The sequence below is a fragment of the Castellaniella sp. genome, assembly GCF_049651205.1.
Lineage (GTDB): Bacteria > Pseudomonadota > Gammaproteobacteria > Burkholderiales > Burkholderiaceae_B > Castellaniella.
In genome coordinates this window covers 383,609-398,342 of record NZ_JBASBR010000007.1, presented here as the reverse complement: position 1 = coordinate 398,342, position 14,734 = coordinate 383,609, and the positions used below count along the sequence as shown (strand labels likewise).

Sequence of the window (14,734 nt, the reverse complement as noted above, 5' to 3'; positions counted from 1 at the left end):
TTATTTTCTGGATTTTGACAAGCGCCCGCGGGCATCGTAGAGGTCTTGTCCCATCAGGCTGCGCAGGGTATCCAGCGCCTGCTGATTGTGGGCCATAAAGGTTTCCAGAATCTGCCCGTTGGTTTGGTTCACCTGGCTGGCATGTTCGGTTTTCTCGAATAGAGAGTCAAACGCAGCCAGTAGTTCGGGGTGGTCCGCGCATGCCGCCTGGATACCGGCCTGGGTATCGGGCTGGCCCAGCCCCGCCAGGGCCTCGGCCCTGCTTTGGTCGAGTTCGGCCAGGCGTTTGGCATAGTCATTCTTACGGGCCGTCAGGGCTCCCAGAGCCTCGTTGGACGGGCTTTCAAGCAGCTGTGCACCCTCGGCCTCGAGTGTCTGGATAAACTCATTTAACAAGCGGGATTGTTCGTCCACGCAGTTCAGCAGCGCGTCGATGTGGCTCATGGCAGACAACCTGAAAACGTTAAGCTGTCAGTGTAGCGGATTGTTATTTGAGAAGATCGCGCACGCTGGCCAGCAAACCGTCTGCAATTCGGCCGGCATCAATTTTTAGCTCGCCGGAGGCCAGGGCATCACGGATTTGTTGTACGCGTGCTGTCTGGATGTCGCCTTCGCTGCTGTTTAGCGCAGCCAGTTGGCGTGCGGCAGGGCTGAGGTCGACATCGGAACGGCTACCGCCGGCGGGGGCGGGCGCAGCAGAATGACTGCTGTCAGTGCGTGTGTTCCCGGCGACCCCGTTAAGCAAGGGGTTGGACGATGTGGAATTGACTTTCAAGGCTCGTCTCCGGGTTAAAGGGCAAGAATCATCAGGTGCATCCCTAGTAACGGTCGTACACAGCGATTCTTTAGGGTCACATCATAACCTGAACCGTATGAGCGTCCAGTACGGTTCCTGTGATGATCTGGCCGCCGGGTGTCCGTACTTGTATGCGGGCGCCGGGGCCACCGGATTCGAGTGCTTCACCTTCTCCTGAGGCCACAAAACCCTTGCCACGCGCAATTGTGCGCACCTGCTGGCCACGTGCGATCGAGTTGGGATCCCGCAAGGCGCTGTATTCGATCGGCCCGCCCGCGCGGATGCGCCGCGTGGCGATCCAGCCCTTTATCTGGGAGGCGTCGCTGATGGTGCGCCGCAGTCGCAGGAGGTCGCCCTCACGTGTGGTGAGGTCATCGTCACCCAGTACCGCACCCCGGTTGATGGTGTGGCTGGCAACAAAATAGTGGCCCATGATCTGTACGCTGGCCTGTACATAGATTGTCCAGGACTGTGGCGCCAGGCAGCGTGCCCTTACCGAGGTGCGTGACTGCAGGTTGCCCGAGCCCGATAGAGAAAGATCGATCTGATCGCATGCCGCCTGGTTGCTGATGCGGGGTGGATCCACCTGGATGCTGGGTGTGCCGGGGTAGCTGGCTGCCTGGTCTTGCAAGAACGTATCCACTTGGCTGGCCAGGGCCGCGGGATCTTGCAAGCGGGTGGGTTGCGGGGCCGCTGCCCAGGCAGCCGTGTTGTACAGCCCAGTACATGCGGCGCACAGTACAAGCAGTATTTGCCAGCCCTTTGCGCGCAGGGTACGCAGCGCGTGTACTGGCTGGGCGCTGTGGCGCCGTTGGGGGGGAGGCGCGGAAAGTATGGACGCGGGGTTCATGAGTCTATTGTAAAAGAAGCAGCCGCCGGTTCGCGTATCAACCAGGCAAACAGCATACATTGGCTGAATAGCCTGAGATTCCCCTCTTTATTTACCCCTTTGTCGGCTGCTTTGCCGCCTTACTATGCCAATGTGCGCAAAAGCCGCGAATGGTCAAGGATCATCCGGTGCCCGGTGGATGCGTGCTCCGTTCACCCAAAAAGCAATGCACGCCATGATCGATCGTATCGGCAAAGACCTCGAGTTCTATCAAAAGGCACTGGCCTTGCGCCAGCAGCGCCAGGAAGTCCTCGCGACCAACATCGCCAACGCAGACACGCCAAATTACAAGGCGCGCGATATCGATTTTTCCGCCACGCTTCGCGAAGCAATCGGCGGTGGTTCCAGTGTGCCCCGATTGCCTGATACCAGCCTGACGCTCACCGCCAGCCGACATATCCCTGCCCGCGCGCATACAACTGGGCCTGCCCAGGAGCTCTATCGTGTGCCTCTGCAGCCCAGTCTCGACGGCAATACCGTCGACATGAACGTCGAGCGCACGGAGTTTGCCGAGAATACGGCCAAATATCAGACAGATCTGCAGGTGCTCAATGCCCGCATCAAGTCATTGCTCACCGCCATGCAGCAGTAATTTCAGGATTCATTGCTTATGTCGACGCTCAGTATTTTCCAGATTGCCGGTTCTGCCCTGGAGGCACAATCCCAACGCATGAACGTCTCGGCCAGCAACATTGCCAACGCCGATAGTGCGGTGGGCCCGGACGGCCAGCCGTATCGTGCCCGTCAGGTGGTGTTTCAGATGACACCCACGGCACAGTCGGATGCCGTCGGCGGGGTGCGTGTGGCCGGTGTTGTCGAAAGCAATGCGCCGGCCCGCATCCAGTACGATCCGGGCAATCCGCTGGCGGATGCCCGCGGCTACGTCACGATGCCCAATGTCGATGTGGTCGCCGAGACTGTCAACATGATCTCTGCGTCGCGGTCTTATCAGGCCAACGTCGAAGTCATCAACACGGCCAAGTCACTGATGGCCAAAACCCTGATGATCGGTCAGTAAGGATTCCAGTCATGGCTTCAGTTAACGAAATCTACGGTTCGGGCGCTGCCAGTGCGCTGGCCGGCGCCCAAAGCAAGTCGCTCATGGGAGATACCCAAGACCGCTTCCTGACGCTGCTGGTCACTCAGTTGCAAAATCAAGATCCTCTTAACCCCATGGACAACGCGCAAGTGACTTCGCAAATTGCGCAGCTGTCGATGGTCAACGGGATTCAGCAGCTGAATGGCACCTTGCTGGCGCTGTCGGGCCAGATGGATATGTCTCAATCGTTGCAGGCTGCCGGCCTGATTGGCAAAAACGTGCTGTATCCCGGAGAAACCGTCAAGGTAGGCGCCGATGGCGCCTCTACGCCTTTTGGTATCGATCTCATGTCGGAGGCAGCCAAAGTAACGGTCACCGTGCGCGATGCCGCCGGCAAGGCGGTGTACACCAAAGAGCTTGGCGCCCAGCCGGCGGGGGTGTATCCCCTGCAGTGGGACGGTAAGGATACGGCGGGGCTGACGGTGCCTGAAGGCGCCTACACCGTGGGTGTCGAGGCTTCGGATGCAGAAGGCCAGCCGGTGTCTGCCGAGGCCCTGACAGCCGGAAGCATCAATAGCGTGGCCTATACCACCGAAGGCCTGAAGCTTAATTTGCTGGCAGGCGGAAAAATTTCCTTGCTGGATGTTCGGCAAGTTATGTAACAAACCTGTTTGCGGCCTTGTTTTGGGGCCACAGGCAGTATCCAAATCAACGCAACAACGTTATACGCACTAAAAGAGGTCAATCATGGGTTTCGGTCAGGGTCTCAGCGGCTTGAACGCCAGCTCGCAAAACCTGGATGTCATTGGCAACAACATTGCCAACTCGGGTACTGTGGGGTTTAAATCAGGCAGCGCGACATTTGCCGACGTCTATGCCAGCTCCCGCGTGGGCTTGGGTGTGCAGGTGGCGTCGATCAACCAGCGCTTTACCACCGGCATTGTGTCCACCTCGGGCAATCAGTTCGACATGGCCATCGACGGGGCCAAGGGCCTGTTTGTGGTCACCCAGCCCAACGGCGCCACGCTGTACACGCGTAACGGCCAGTTTTTGGCTGATAAAGATCACAAGATCGTCAACGCCCAGGGCCAGCAGCTGATGGGCTACGCGCCCGGCGGCACCAACCTGATCGGCATGACCGTCCCCGTGGGAAACATCGCGCCACAGGCAACCAGCACACTGACCAACAAGGTCAATGTGGATTCCAATGCCCCCGTAATCGTTGAGGGGACGCGTCCGTTTGATCCGAATGATGGTCAGTCCTTCTCCAAGATGACGCCCCTGACGGTTTATGACACCCTGGGCAACGAGCATACGGTTGAACAGTACTACGTCAAGCGGGCCGTCTCGGGGGTTGCGCCTAACGAGGTCAATAATTGGGATGTCTACGTTAAGGTGGATGGCAATATCGTGAATGCGGGTACAGGTGCGATTGTGCCTCCGCCTGTGCCGCCCGCCGTGGTGACGGCGAATTTCTACCCGCCTGCCAATCAACTGGAATTCGATAAGGAAGGCCGCTTGAATCCGGCCACGGCCACCTACACGCTGAACTACACCGTGCCGGTGACGGGAGGGGTGGCGGCGGAACCGCTGGTTATCAACGTCAGCTACGGGGGCTCCACTCAGTTTGGTGGCAGCTATTCCCAGGACTTCGTGCAAAACGGCTTCGCCACTGGCGAATACGCCAGCATGTCCATCGGTAGCAGTGGTGAGCTGATCGCCAACTACACCAACGGTGCCAAACAGACCATGGGTACGCTGGCCTTGGCCGATTTTGCAAACCTGCAAGGGCTGCAGCCCGTGGGCGGCAACGCCTGGGCAGAAACCGCCAATTCCGGCCAACCTATTGTGGGCACGCCGGGCAGCAACGGCCTGGCCACCATCAAGGGCCAGGCGGTGGAAGAATCCAACGTGGATATGTCTCAAGAGCTGGTCAATATGATCATCGCCCAGCGCACCTACCAGGCCAATGCACAAACCATCAAGACGCAGGATCAGATTTTGCAAACTCTGATCACCATGCGTTAAACGGGCTAAGCAGGCATGGATCGCATCCTCTATACCGCTTCCAACGGTGCTGCCCGCATCCTCGAGCAGCAGTCGGCCATTGCCAATAACATGGCCAATGTGTCCACCACCGGGTTTCGCGAGCAATTGGCGATTTACCGCTCTGTGCCGGTGGTGCCGCATGCGGGCGAGCTCCCCACCCGGGTCAGCACGGTGGCGTCTACACCGGGCAGCCAGTTTGGTCAGGGTGCCATGGTGGAAACCGGTCATGCCCTGGATGCAGCCATCGCGGGAGATGGCTGGTTTGCGGTACAAACGCCGGATGGCGAAGCCTATACCCGGGCCGGCGAGTTTGCGGTCAATCAAAACAATCAGCTGGTTACGCAAACCGGTTTGCCGGTTTTGTCCAACGATGGTGGGCCTATCGAGGTTCCTGAGCGTGGCAGCATCACCTTTGCCACGGATGGCCAGATCAGCGCGCTGGGGGCAGGAGATAATCCGCGGGATATCCAGTTGCTGGCCCAACTGAAACTGGTCAATCCGGCCCGCGATCAATTAGTGCGTGGTGATGACGGCCTGTTCCGTGTGGCTGGTGGGCAAGCGGCGCAGGCCGATGACACCGTCCGGATTGCGCCGGGCTTCATCGAAAAAAGCAACGTCAACCCAGCGGCGGCGATGGTGGCCATGATCTCCAATTCGCGCCAGTTTGAGTTGCAGATGCAGGTGATCAAAAACGCCAGCACCAACGAAGAACGCGCCAACTCAATTCTTTCGGCAGCAGGCTAAGCGCCAGCCACCGCCTAACCAGGACACCTCATCATGATACGTTCACTGTGGATCGCCAAGACGGGTCTGGAAACCCAGCAAACCGCCATGGATGTGATTTCCAACAACCTGGCCAACGTCAACACAACGGGTTTCAAGCGCAGCCGCGCCGTCTTCGAAGACCTCATGTACCAGACCATGCGCCAGCCGGGCGCCGCGGTTGGGGCCGCCAATCAGCTGCCCTCCGGTTTGCAGCTGGGTACCGGTGCACGCACGGTGGCCACCGAGCGCATCCATACTCAGGGTGATCTCAAACAAACAGGCAACACGCTGGATGTGGCCATCCAGGGCAAAGGCTTCATGCAGGTAGAGATGCCTGATGGCTCGTTTGCCTATACACGCGACGGCAGCATTCAGCGCGACCAAAACGGCATGTTGGTTACGGCAGGGGGCTATCCCATCCAGCCGGGCATCAACATCCCTGATAACGCGATCTCCATCTCCATCGGGCGCGATGGCACGGTGTCTGTGACACAGCCGGGCGCCACGGGCACCAACGTCGAAGTTGGCCAGTTGCAATTGGCCACGTTCATCAATCCCACGGGCTTGCAGAGCATGGGCGAAAACCTGTACGCAGAAACCGATGCCTCCGGGCCGGCCAATCTGCTGCAACCGGGGCTGGACGGTGCCGGCGTCATGCTGCAAAACTACGTTGAAACCAGCAACGTCAATGTGGCTGAAGAGCTTGTCAATATGATCACCACGCAGCGTGCCTTCGAGATGAACAGCAAGGCGGTGCAAACGTCCGACCAGATGCTGGCCCGTCTGACACAGCTCTAAGCAGGATTTTCATGAAGGGTTTGCGTCGTTTTGCAGCAGGTATCGGGGTGGTCGCAACCCTGCTGGTATCGGGTTGCGCCCTGGTGCCTCCCGAGCCCGTTGTCACGGGTCCGTTGACGGCACCGCCGCCGGTGCCCTTGCCGCCCACTGCGGTTGCCAATGGCTCTATCTATCAGCCCACTGCATATGGCAACTATCCGCTCTTCGAGGATCGCCGGCCCCGAAATGTCGGGGATATCGTCACGGTGGTGATCCAGGAAAAAACCAACGCAGCCAAAAGCGTGGATACCAGCACAGACCGCAACGGCAGCGCCAGCATGAACATCGGCATTACGCCGGCCATTCTGCCCACCGACCTTGGCCCCAAGCAAAATTTTGAAACCGGCAGCGGTAATAAATCGCAGGGCAAGGGGTCCAGCAGCGCCACCAATCTGTTTAGCGGCACGCTCACCACCACCGTGATAGGTGTGTTGCCCAACGGCAATTTGCAAATTGCCGGCGAGAAACAGATCGCCATTAACCGTGGCAGCGAGTACGTGCGGTTTTCAGGCGTGGTTGACCCGCGCTCCATTACCGGCAGCAACACCGTTGCGTCCACTCAAGTGGCGGACGCCCGTATCGAATATCGCAGCAAAGGCGTGATGGATGAAGTGCAGACCATGGGTTGGCTGCAGCGCTTCTTCCTGAATGTCGCACCGTTCTGATGCCATGATCCAAAAACTTGTCGCACTCAACCATCCGATGGTCAGCTTTCTAAAGTTTGGCCTTGTGCTGTTGCTGGCAGTTTCAGGCCTGATGCCAATCGCGGCACAGGCCGACCGCATCAAGGATCTTGCAAGCTTTACCGGGGTGCGCGAAAACCCGCTGATCGGGTATGGCCTGGTGGTTGGCCTGGACGGTAGCGGCGATCAAGTCCGTCAGACGCCGTTTACCCAGCAAAGCCTCACCAATATGCTGTCGCAGCTGGGTGTCACGGTGCCGCAGGGCACCAATATGCAGGTTAAAAATGTGGCGGCCGTGATGGTCACCACGCGCCTGCCGGCGTTTGCGCAGCCGGGCCAAAGCCTGGATGTAGTGGTGTCCTCGATGGGTAACGCCAAAAGCCTGCGTGGCGGCACATTGTTGATGACGCCCTTAAAGGGTGCCAACGGCCAGGTGTATGCACTGGCGCAGGGCAATCTGCTGGTAGGCGGGGCGGGGGCCTCTCAGGGCGGCGCCAGCGTGCAAGTCAATCAACTCAATGGCGGCATTATTCCGGATGGTGCGATTGTCGAGCGCGGTGTGCCCACCACCTACGTGCAAAACGGCACGGTGCGGCTGGAGCTCAACACCAGCGATTTTGCCGTGGCACAAAATGTGGTGTCCGCACTCAATAGGCGTTTTGGTGGGCAAACAGCCACCGCGCTGAATGGCCGCACCATCGAGTTGCAAGCGCCCATGGATCCCAAGCGGCAGCTGGCATTTTTGTCTCAGGTCGAGAACCTACAGGTTAATCTGCCACCGGCCAGGGCGCGTGTGGTCATCAATGCGCGCACGGGTTCTGTTGTGATGAACCGAACTGTTGAGATCAATGAAGCCGCCATTGCCTTTGGCAATCTGTCTGTCACCATCAGTCCGCAACAGCAGGTCAGCCAGCCAAACACACCGTTTGGGGGTGGGCAAACCGTGGTGACAAACAACACGCAGATCGAAATGCGATCCGAGAATGGCTCGCTCAAGCGCGTCAATACCAGTGCCAATCTGGCCGATGTGGTTCGGGCACTGAATGCCCTGGGGGCAACTCCCCAGGATCTTCTGTCTATTTTGCAAAATCTCAAGAGTGCTGGTGCCTTGCGCGCCGACCTTGAGGTGATCTGAGGCCAGGACATGGGATTTGTCTCGCATACGCCGATGCCGGGTTTTTCTGACAACGCTTCTGTGCTTGATTTCAACAGCCTGAACAGCCTGAAGCGCGGCGTACAAACTGATCCGCAATCCAAAGACCAGCAGCGCGAAGTGGCCCGTCAGTTCGAGGCCATGTTTATCCAGTTGCTGCTTAAAAAAGCACGGCAGACCTCGCAGCAGATGCCCTCCCTGTTCGACTCCCAGGCAACGCGGATGGCGCAAAGCCTGGGTGACGAGCAGGCTGCCCTGGCGATGGCCAATCCGGGCATTGGTCTGGCAGACGCCCTGATGGCGCAGATGCGTGGCGGGGTGCTGACACAAAATACGGCAGCGGTAACCGGTGTGCCCGAGGCAGCGCGTTCGCGCCTGCCTGGCTTGCAATCGCGGATTGGCGAGGGCCAGCGGCAGGTGGCCGATTCCATCACGTCTTTGCTGGATGTGCTGGGCCGCAAGAATCTGGGTCAAACCGTGCGCAGTGCCATACGTGGGGCACCAGAGCATATTCAAAGCTTTGTGAACCAGATGGCTGCCGCAGCAGGCGTGGCCGCACAACGTAGCGGTGTGCCTGCCAAACTGATACTCAGTCAGGCGGCACTGGAATCTGGGTGGGGGCAGCGCGAAATCCTGCGTCCGGATGGCAGCAGCAGCCACAACCTGTTTGGTATCAAGGCGGGTAGTGGCTGGCGCGGCGACGTGGTGCAGGTGATGACCACCGAATACGTCGATGGCAGCCCGCGCAAGATGTTGCAACCGTTTCGGGCCTACGCATCTTACGCGGACTCATTCACTGATTATGCCCGGCTGATCAGTTCCAGTGGCCGTTATCGGGATGTCATGGCAGCCCCCAGCGCCGAAGCAGCCGCACGCGAGGTGCAGGCGGCCGGTTATGCCACCGATCCCTCCTACGCCGATAAGCTGATCAGTATCATGGGGTATTTCAACGCCTCCTGATCGCGATTAAATTTTTGGCGTTTGCGGCCGTTATCTATATAGAAGAATCTCTGCAGGCGCCTTTGGGGTGTCTGCTCAATCGACAGGATTGCAGCATATGAATCTGGCAAATCTCGGTAAGGCAGGGCTGCTGGTAGCACAAAACCGCTTGCAAACGGCTGGCCACAATATCAATAACGCCGCCACCGCAGGCTATAGCCGGCAAACCGTGCTGGCCCAAACCGCAGGTGCCACACCCACGTCAGCAGGCTGGATCGGCCGCGGTGTTCAGGCCGTCAGCGTCCAGCGCTCTTACGACAACTTTCTGTATCACCAGCTCACCGGCTCGATCACGCGCGGCGCTGCCTTGAAAACCTATGGCGACCAGATCAGCCAGATCAACAATCTGGTGGCCGACCGTACGGTCGGGATCTCGCCCAATATCCAAAAATTCTTCGACGGCCTTGATGCCGTAGCCTCGGCTCCAGCCGATGTTGCCGGCCGCCAAGAGCTTCTGGGCCGGGCCAACAGCCTGGCCTCGCAAATTCGTGACGCCAATGCGTTTCTGGATGCCCAGCGGCAAAACGTCAATACCCAAATCGATACCACGGTTACCCAGGTCAACAGCTATCTCGATCGCATCCAGGACATGAATCGCCAGATTGCCGTCGCCAAAGCAAGCAATCCGGGGCAACCGCCCAACGATTTGTTCGACCAGCGTGATCAGCTCACCAGCGAACTTGGGCAAATCATCGACATCCAAACCTACGAGCAAGACGACCGCATCAGTATCACGGTGGGCAACGGCCAGACCGTGCTGGGTGGCGACAGTGTCTACCATCTGCAGGCGCTGCCCTCGGCAGCCGATCCGGGCCGGTTGGCGGTGTCTTACACCGTGCTGGATGCCAGCGGTGCACTCAAGCCGATTGAAATGTCGGATGACCAGATCACCGGCGGCAAGCTGGGCGGCTTGCTCACCTTCCGTTCGGATGTGCTGGATAGCACCCAAAATGATCTTGGCCGTTTGGCCTTGGGCATTTCCATATCCATCAACCAGCAGCATGTGCAGGGCTACGATCCCTCCGGTGCAGCGGGGCTGGATTTTTTCACAGTGTCCACGCCCAAGGTCATTGGAAACGAAACCAATGCGACAGGCGCCAATCCCGGTGCCACCATCACCGATTTCAGCAAGCTCACCAATAAAGATTACCGGATGGAGTTTGACGGCACCAATTATTCGGTAACCCGCGTACCAGACGGCACGGTGATGGGCTCCATTGCGCCCAATGCCACAGCCACCTTCGATGGGGTCGAATTCGATACCACCACGGCCGCGGGTGCGGCCGCCGGTGATTCTTGGCTGATCCAGCCCACCCGTGAGGCTGCGGCGGGCATGAATGTCGCCATTACCGATCCAGCCAAGATCGCAGCGGCAGGTGAGGATCCAGATGCCAACGGAGGTCTTGGTGGGCCTGCCGGCTCTGCCAACGGAGACAACGCCCTGCTGCTGGCGCAGTTGCGCAGCAAAAAGATTTTGGGCGGGCTGGCAGGTGGGCCGGCGGGCCAGGGCACCATGGGCCTGAACGAGGCCTATTCCCAGCTGGTCAATACCGTGGCGGTCAAGACGCAATCCAATGCCACAGCGCAAAAAGCACAAGAGTCTTTGATTCAGCAAAACTTTGCCGCGCAGCAGGCGGTGTCTGGCGTCAATATGGACGAGGAATACATCAATCTGCAGCAGTATCAGGAACAATACCGCGCTGCGGCGCGACTGATCGACACGGCGTCCACTCTGTTTGATACTCTGCTCAGCCTGCGCAACTGATTAGCGCGATTCGTACCAGGAAACCATTATGCGTATCAGCTCCAGCCTCGTGTTCCAGACAGGCTTGAACACCATCAATGCCCAGCAATCCGATCTGATGCATCTGTATCAGCAGATCGGTACGGGCCAAAAAATGGTCACACCCGCAGACGATCCCCTTGGCGCCTCGCAGGCCATCAACCTCTCGCAGTCGCAGGCGCAAAACGCCCGCTATGCCGCCAATCGTGCTGTGGCCAATCAAAACCTTGGCACCGAAGAAGACGCGCTGAACAGTCTCACCAGTCTGCTGGTTGATGTCCGTACCCGGTTGGTGCAGGTAGGTAATGGCACTTTGTCAGATGCCGACAGGCTGACCTTGGCCAATGTGCTGCAAAATGCCCGTGATACGGCCCTGGGTATTGCAAACACCACGGATGGCAATGGTCAGTATCTGTTCTCTGGCTCAAAGGGTGGGCAACCGGCGTTTGATGCAGCGGGTGCATATCAGGGCGATGCCTTGCAGCGCAATATCCAGGCCGACGCCACCCGCCAGGTTGCAGGCAGCGATATCGGCTCTGACATCTTTGCCCGCGCGCAGCCGGGCACCCTGGCCTACACCTCTGCTGTGCCAAACACCAATGCGGGTACGGCGGTGTTTGGTGGGCCGTTTATTGCCGATCGCGATGCAACTACCGGCAATCCGGATGCCCGATATTCGTTTGCCGTAGAGTTTACGGCCGCGGGCTACGATGTCACGCCCACTGATCATTCAACCGTGCCCCCTACTGTAGAAGCCACTGTCAGCTATCCGCTGGCAGCTGACGCTACCGAAATGGATCTTGGCCATGGCACACGTGTCCAAATATCGGGTACGCCTGCGGTGGGCGATACGGTTACCGTCGATCCCCTCAAGACACAAAACCCAAATATCTTCGCAACGCTGGATAATCTGGTCGCTGCACTGAATGTGCCGTCCCAAGGCGATGCAGAAGCCACGGCGTCCCTGCGCAATGTGCTTAATACCGGCATGCAGCAGCTGGCCAGCAATTACGATAATGTGCTGACAGTACGCGCCTCGATCGGTGCCCGCATGAACGAACTTCAGGCACTTGATGGCAGCGGTAGCCAGCGTAATCTGGGTTTTGCCAAGGCCTTGTCGGGCATCGAAGATCTCGATTACTACGAAGCCACCACGCAACTTAGTTTGCGCAAGATGGCACTTGAAGGTGCCGGCCTGGCCTTCCAAACCATCCAGGGCCTCAGCCTGTTTAATCTGGGTAGCAAATAATCACAAGGCTTTGTCCGGTTCGCTATTCGCGAGCAGGGCATATTCGGGTAAATAGGGCCTACAAGGCCCTATTTTCATGAAAACAAAAGTCGCGTGCCATGGCATGCTGATAACAGGTTCAGAGAGGTGACATGAAGCTCCGCATTTTCAAGAGGCGTTCGTTCAGCGTGTCTTTGCGCACTCGCCTCACGCTGGTCGTGGGTCTGCTGTCCTTGCTTACTGTTTTGGCGGTGGGCAGTGCCTGGTTTGTGCAACAGCAAAGCCGCCAGGCACTTTCGCAATTGTCGGCCGTGGGGGTACAGGCCAATTCAGACGTTAAAAATGCCCTTATTTACGCTCAGCAGGCTGCCACGCAGGTTGATGGGGCTCTGGGCATTGTCAACGAAAAGCAGCGGCTCTGGGAGCTTGGTCAGGCAGATAAGCTACTGCTGCGCTCCAAAGAGCATATGCAGTCATTTCAGCAAGCCAATGCCCTGATAGGTGCTCAAGGTCAATCTCTGCAACATGTTTTGGATCGCAGTTTCAAGGATTACTGGGCACAGGTCGAACAATTGCGTGGCCTGGCAGCACAGCAGGATGCCCGGGCATTTGAAGCCCTTAAACGTGGCAGACTGCGTGGGGCCGCCCGGGGGATGGATCGCGCGTTTGGACAGTTTGATCAATACGTGCAGAACAGCAGCACCCAGATGCGTCAGGATCTTGCTCAGCAATTCAGCTGGGCCAACTACGGGTTCCTGGGCCTGGTTGTGGTGGCGGTGTTGCTGGCCTTGATCGCCTATCGGTTGCTCATGCGTACGGTCTTGCGGCCGTTACAAGCGATAGGACGGCATCTGCAAATGATGGCCAGTGGCCATTTGGATGTGGATATTGTGCCGCGTGGCCGGGATGAAATCGGGCTGCTGCTGCATGGCCTGAAAGACATGCGTGACGGCCTGGAAACATTGATTCTGGGTGTCCGAACCCATGTCGGCCAAATGACTTCCGGCACGCAGCGCATCGCAGCGGGTAACCAGGATCTCAGCAGCCGTACGGATCAGCAGGCGGCTGCCTTGCAACAAACGGCTGCCAGCATGGAAGAGCTTGCCAGTACCGTCAAGCAAAATGCCGATCACGCACAGCAGGCCAACGAGCTGGCTGCCAGTGCAGCACAAGTGGCGTCTCGGGGTGGCCACGTGGTGGATGAGGTGGTGCTCACCATGCAGGGCATCTCTGGCAGTTCGCAGAAAATCGCGGATATTGTTGGCGTCATTGATTCCATTGCCTTCCAGACCAATATTCTGGCCCTTAACGCGGCCGTCGAGGCAGCTCGCGCCGGCGAGCAGGGCCGTGGTTTTGCGGTCGTGGCGGCAGAGGTCCGGGCCTTGGCCCAGCGTAGTGCCGGTGCAGCCAAAGAGATCAAGACCTTGATCGCGGATTCTGTCGATCGTGTGCAGGCGGGTTCTGATCAGGTCAACCGGGCAGGCGAGACCATGCTGGAGATCGTGCAGGCCGTCAACCGGGTGTCAGACATCATGGCAGAAATCACTGCAGCTACTGTAGAACAATCTTCAGGAATCGATCAGATCAACCTGGCGATTACGCAGATGGATTCGGTGACACAGCAAAACGCCCAGCTGGTTCAGCAGGCTGCGGCAGCCGCTGGGTCGCTGGAGTCCCTGGCGATCGAAGTCGGTGGCTCACTATCCGTGTTTCAGCTCAAGCAGTCTGCGCTTGCTTTGCCGGCCAACTGAAAGGAATTCCCATCATGATTTATCCAGACCCTGCGGCGGCCCACTTTTTGGCTGTTGCACCCAACCCCGAAAAACCGGTGCTGGTGCCTTTCTGGCATCGGCTGTTTGGTGGCACGTCTGGCCGTCTCGCAGCCCTTTCGGCTGCTGTTGTGTTGGCAGGGTGCAGTTTTACTGGCAATGGTCTGCATACGGCAGGTCTGGATCATATTGTGGTGGGGCGCACCACCTTGGCCCAGGCATCCGAGAGCCTGGGTGCGCAGCCCACCGATGTGTGGCAACAGGGAAACTCCACCCTTGTGCGCTGGGCAAACAAAGTGACAGTGGCCACAGACGCCTTTTATGCGCGTCAGGAGGTCTGGCTGCGCTTTGGTTCGGATGGCACGTTTGAGCGGATGGAAAAAAGCATCAATGTGCCCGTCTTGCGTCACCCTAAGACGGCTGCACAGGCGGATCAGGAAGCTGCACAGAAAAAGCCTGCCATCCACCAGGCCTTGGTCACGGAGGGCCAGGCACGGCCTGCGGAAGACATGATTTTCATTCCGGGCAATGGCGAACCTGTCACGGGCCCCGTGCCTGTGGTGCCGCCTGCCAAGATTGTGCCGGTTGCCCCTGTGGCGCCCTCTGCAAAGGGAGCTTCGTTGGGCCTTGCACCTGCGCACACCTTGGCTACGACAGAAGCTTCGACCATGCAGCCGTTGTTGCCGGCCGGCTCACACATCACCCCTGTGGCAACCTACCCTTTATCTGGGCAGCACTAAAAGT

The 14,734-nt window shown here is 58.5% G+C and carries 16 protein-coding genes; 13 read left to right on the top strand and 3 right to left on the bottom strand.

What is annotated here, in order from left to right:
* From WA928_RS05535 to flgA, 3 genes are all read right to left on the bottom strand, one after another.
* The gene (locus tag WA928_RS05535; protein WP_424300592.1) at window positions 1–444 is read right to left on the bottom strand and encodes a flagella synthesis protein FlgN; all 444 of its coding nucleotides are present in this window, start codon (window positions 442–444) and stop codon (window positions 1–3) included.
* Between the two features lie 43 nt (window positions 445–487).
* Window positions 488–775, bottom strand: a complete 288-nt coding sequence (gene flgM / locus WA928_RS05530) for a flagellar biosynthesis anti-sigma factor FlgM (protein WP_417251132.1) — start codon at window positions 773–775, stop codon at window positions 488–490.
* A 76-nt stretch (window positions 776–851) separates the two neighbouring features.
* Window positions 852–1,646 carry a flagellar basal body P-ring formation chaperone FlgA gene (gene flgA / locus WA928_RS05525; protein ID WP_424300589.1) on the bottom strand — a complete coding sequence of 265 codons (795 nt, stop codon included), beginning with the start codon at window positions 1,644–1,646 and terminating at the stop codon, window positions 852–854.
* A gap of 214 nt (window positions 1,647–1,860) precedes the next feature.
* Here flgA and flgB point away from each other — a divergent pair, with 214 nt between their 5' ends.
* The 13 genes from flgB to WA928_RS05460 all read left to right on the top strand — a co-directional run bounded on the left by flgB (window position 1,861) and on the right by WA928_RS05460 (window position 14,730).
* Window positions 1,861–2,277 (top strand): flagellar basal body rod protein FlgB, encoded by a 417-nt coding sequence (gene flgB, locus WA928_RS05520; RefSeq protein ID WP_424300586.1) that lies wholly within the window; start codon window positions 1,861–1,863, stop codon window positions 2,275–2,277.
* Between the two features lie 18 nt (window positions 2,278–2,295).
* Window positions 2,296–2,703, top strand: a complete 408-nt coding sequence (gene flgC / locus WA928_RS05515; RefSeq protein WP_350383386.1) for a flagellar basal body rod protein FlgC — start codon at window positions 2,296–2,298, stop codon at window positions 2,701–2,703.
* 11 nt (window positions 2,704–2,714) lie between these two features.
* On the top strand, window positions 2,715–3,386 hold the full coding sequence (locus WA928_RS05510; RefSeq protein ID WP_424300583.1) for a flagellar hook capping FlgD N-terminal domain-containing protein: 672 nt from the start codon (window positions 2,715–2,717) through the stop codon (window positions 3,384–3,386).
* Window positions 3,387–3,471: 85 nt separating this feature from the next.
* Window positions 3,472–4,752: a flagellar hook protein FlgE gene (gene flgE, locus WA928_RS05505; protein WP_424300580.1), complete on the top strand. Its 1,281-nt coding sequence runs from the start codon at window positions 3,472–3,474 to the stop codon at window positions 4,750–4,752.
* 15 nt (window positions 4,753–4,767) lie between these two features.
* Window positions 4,768–5,517 carry a flagellar basal-body rod protein FlgF gene (flgF, locus tag WA928_RS05500; protein ID WP_350383392.1) on the top strand — a complete coding sequence of 250 codons (750 nt, stop codon included), beginning with the start codon at window positions 4,768–4,770 and terminating at the stop codon, window positions 5,515–5,517.
* A gap of 33 nt (window positions 5,518–5,550) precedes the next feature.
* A complete protein-coding gene (gene flgG, locus WA928_RS05495) occupies window positions 5,551–6,336 on the top strand; it encodes a flagellar basal-body rod protein FlgG (protein WP_350383395.1) in 786 nt (261 codons plus the stop codon).
* An 11-nt stretch (window positions 6,337–6,347) separates the two neighbouring features.
* Window positions 6,348–7,040, top strand: coding sequence for a flagellar basal body L-ring protein FlgH (locus WA928_RS05490; RefSeq protein WP_417251127.1), 693 nt, complete (start codon window positions 6,348–6,350; stop codon window positions 7,038–7,040).
* 91 nt (window positions 7,041–7,131) lie between these two features.
* Entirely contained in the window at window positions 7,132–8,193 is a 1,062-nt protein-coding gene (locus tag WA928_RS05485) for a flagellar basal body P-ring protein FlgI (protein ID WP_424301160.1), read from the top strand.
* 9 nt (window positions 8,194–8,202) lie between these two features.
* Window positions 8,203–9,171, top strand: a complete 969-nt coding sequence (gene flgJ, locus WA928_RS05480; RefSeq protein WP_424300575.1) for a flagellar assembly peptidoglycan hydrolase FlgJ — start codon at window positions 8,203–8,205, stop codon at window positions 9,169–9,171.
* A 97-nt stretch (window positions 9,172–9,268) separates the two neighbouring features.
* Window positions 9,269–10,975, top strand: coding sequence for a flagellar hook-associated protein FlgK (gene flgK / locus WA928_RS05475; protein ID WP_424300572.1), 1,707 nt, complete (start codon window positions 9,269–9,271; stop codon window positions 10,973–10,975).
* Window positions 10,976–11,003: 28 nt separating this feature from the next.
* Window positions 11,004–12,242 (top strand): flagellar hook-associated protein FlgL, encoded by a 1,239-nt coding sequence (gene flgL / locus WA928_RS05470; protein WP_424300569.1) that lies wholly within the window; start codon window positions 11,004–11,006, stop codon window positions 12,240–12,242.
* 131 nt (window positions 12,243–12,373) lie between these two features.
* On the top strand, window positions 12,374–13,972 hold the full coding sequence (locus tag WA928_RS05465; RefSeq protein WP_424300566.1) for a methyl-accepting chemotaxis protein: 1,599 nt from the start codon (window positions 12,374–12,376) through the stop codon (window positions 13,970–13,972).
* Between the two features lie 14 nt (window positions 13,973–13,986).
* Window positions 13,987–14,730 carry a hypothetical protein gene (locus WA928_RS05460; RefSeq protein WP_424300563.1) on the top strand — a complete coding sequence of 248 codons (744 nt, stop codon included), beginning with the start codon at window positions 13,987–13,989 and terminating at the stop codon, window positions 14,728–14,730.
* Window positions 14,731–14,734: the final 4 nt, after the last annotated feature.

Bases quoted from the DNA above. Each gene is read 5' to 3' on its own strand.
- WA928_RS05535 (WP_424300592.1), bottom strand. From the start codon at position 444: ATGAGCCACATCGACGCGCTGCTGAACTGCGTGGACGAACAATCCCGC.
- flgA (WP_424300589.1), bottom strand. From the start codon at position 1,646: ATGAACCCCGCGTCCATACTTTCCGCGCCTCCCCCCCAACGGCGCCAC.
- flgB (WP_424300586.1), top strand. From the start codon at position 1,861: ATGATCGATCGTATCGGCAAAGACCTCGAGTTCTATCAAAAGGCACTG.
- flgC (WP_350383386.1), top strand. From the start codon at position 2,296: ATGTCGACGCTCAGTATTTTCCAGATTGCCGGTTCTGCCCTGGAGGCA.
- WA928_RS05510 (WP_424300583.1), top strand. From the start codon at position 2,715: ATGGCTTCAGTTAACGAAATCTACGGTTCGGGCGCTGCCAGTGCGCTG.
- flgE (WP_424300580.1), top strand. From the start codon at position 3,472: ATGGGTTTCGGTCAGGGTCTCAGCGGCTTGAACGCCAGCTCGCAAAAC.
- flgF (WP_350383392.1), top strand. From the start codon at position 4,768: ATGGATCGCATCCTCTATACCGCTTCCAACGGTGCTGCCCGCATCCTC.
- flgG (WP_350383395.1), top strand. From the start codon at position 5,551: ATGATACGTTCACTGTGGATCGCCAAGACGGGTCTGGAAACCCAGCAA.
- WA928_RS05490 (WP_417251127.1), top strand. From the start codon at position 6,348: ATGAAGGGTTTGCGTCGTTTTGCAGCAGGTATCGGGGTGGTCGCAACC.
- WA928_RS05485 (WP_424301160.1), top strand. From the start codon at position 7,132: ATGCCAATCGCGGCACAGGCCGACCGCATCAAGGATCTTGCAAGCTTT.
- flgJ (WP_424300575.1), top strand. From the start codon at position 8,203: ATGGGATTTGTCTCGCATACGCCGATGCCGGGTTTTTCTGACAACGCT.
- flgK (WP_424300572.1), top strand. From the start codon at position 9,269: ATGAATCTGGCAAATCTCGGTAAGGCAGGGCTGCTGGTAGCACAAAAC.
- flgL (WP_424300569.1), top strand. From the start codon at position 11,004: ATGCGTATCAGCTCCAGCCTCGTGTTCCAGACAGGCTTGAACACCATC.
- WA928_RS05465 (WP_424300566.1), top strand. From the start codon at position 12,374: ATGAAGCTCCGCATTTTCAAGAGGCGTTCGTTCAGCGTGTCTTTGCGC.
- WA928_RS05460 (WP_424300563.1), top strand. From the start codon at position 13,987: ATGATTTATCCAGACCCTGCGGCGGCCCACTTTTTGGCTGTTGCACCC.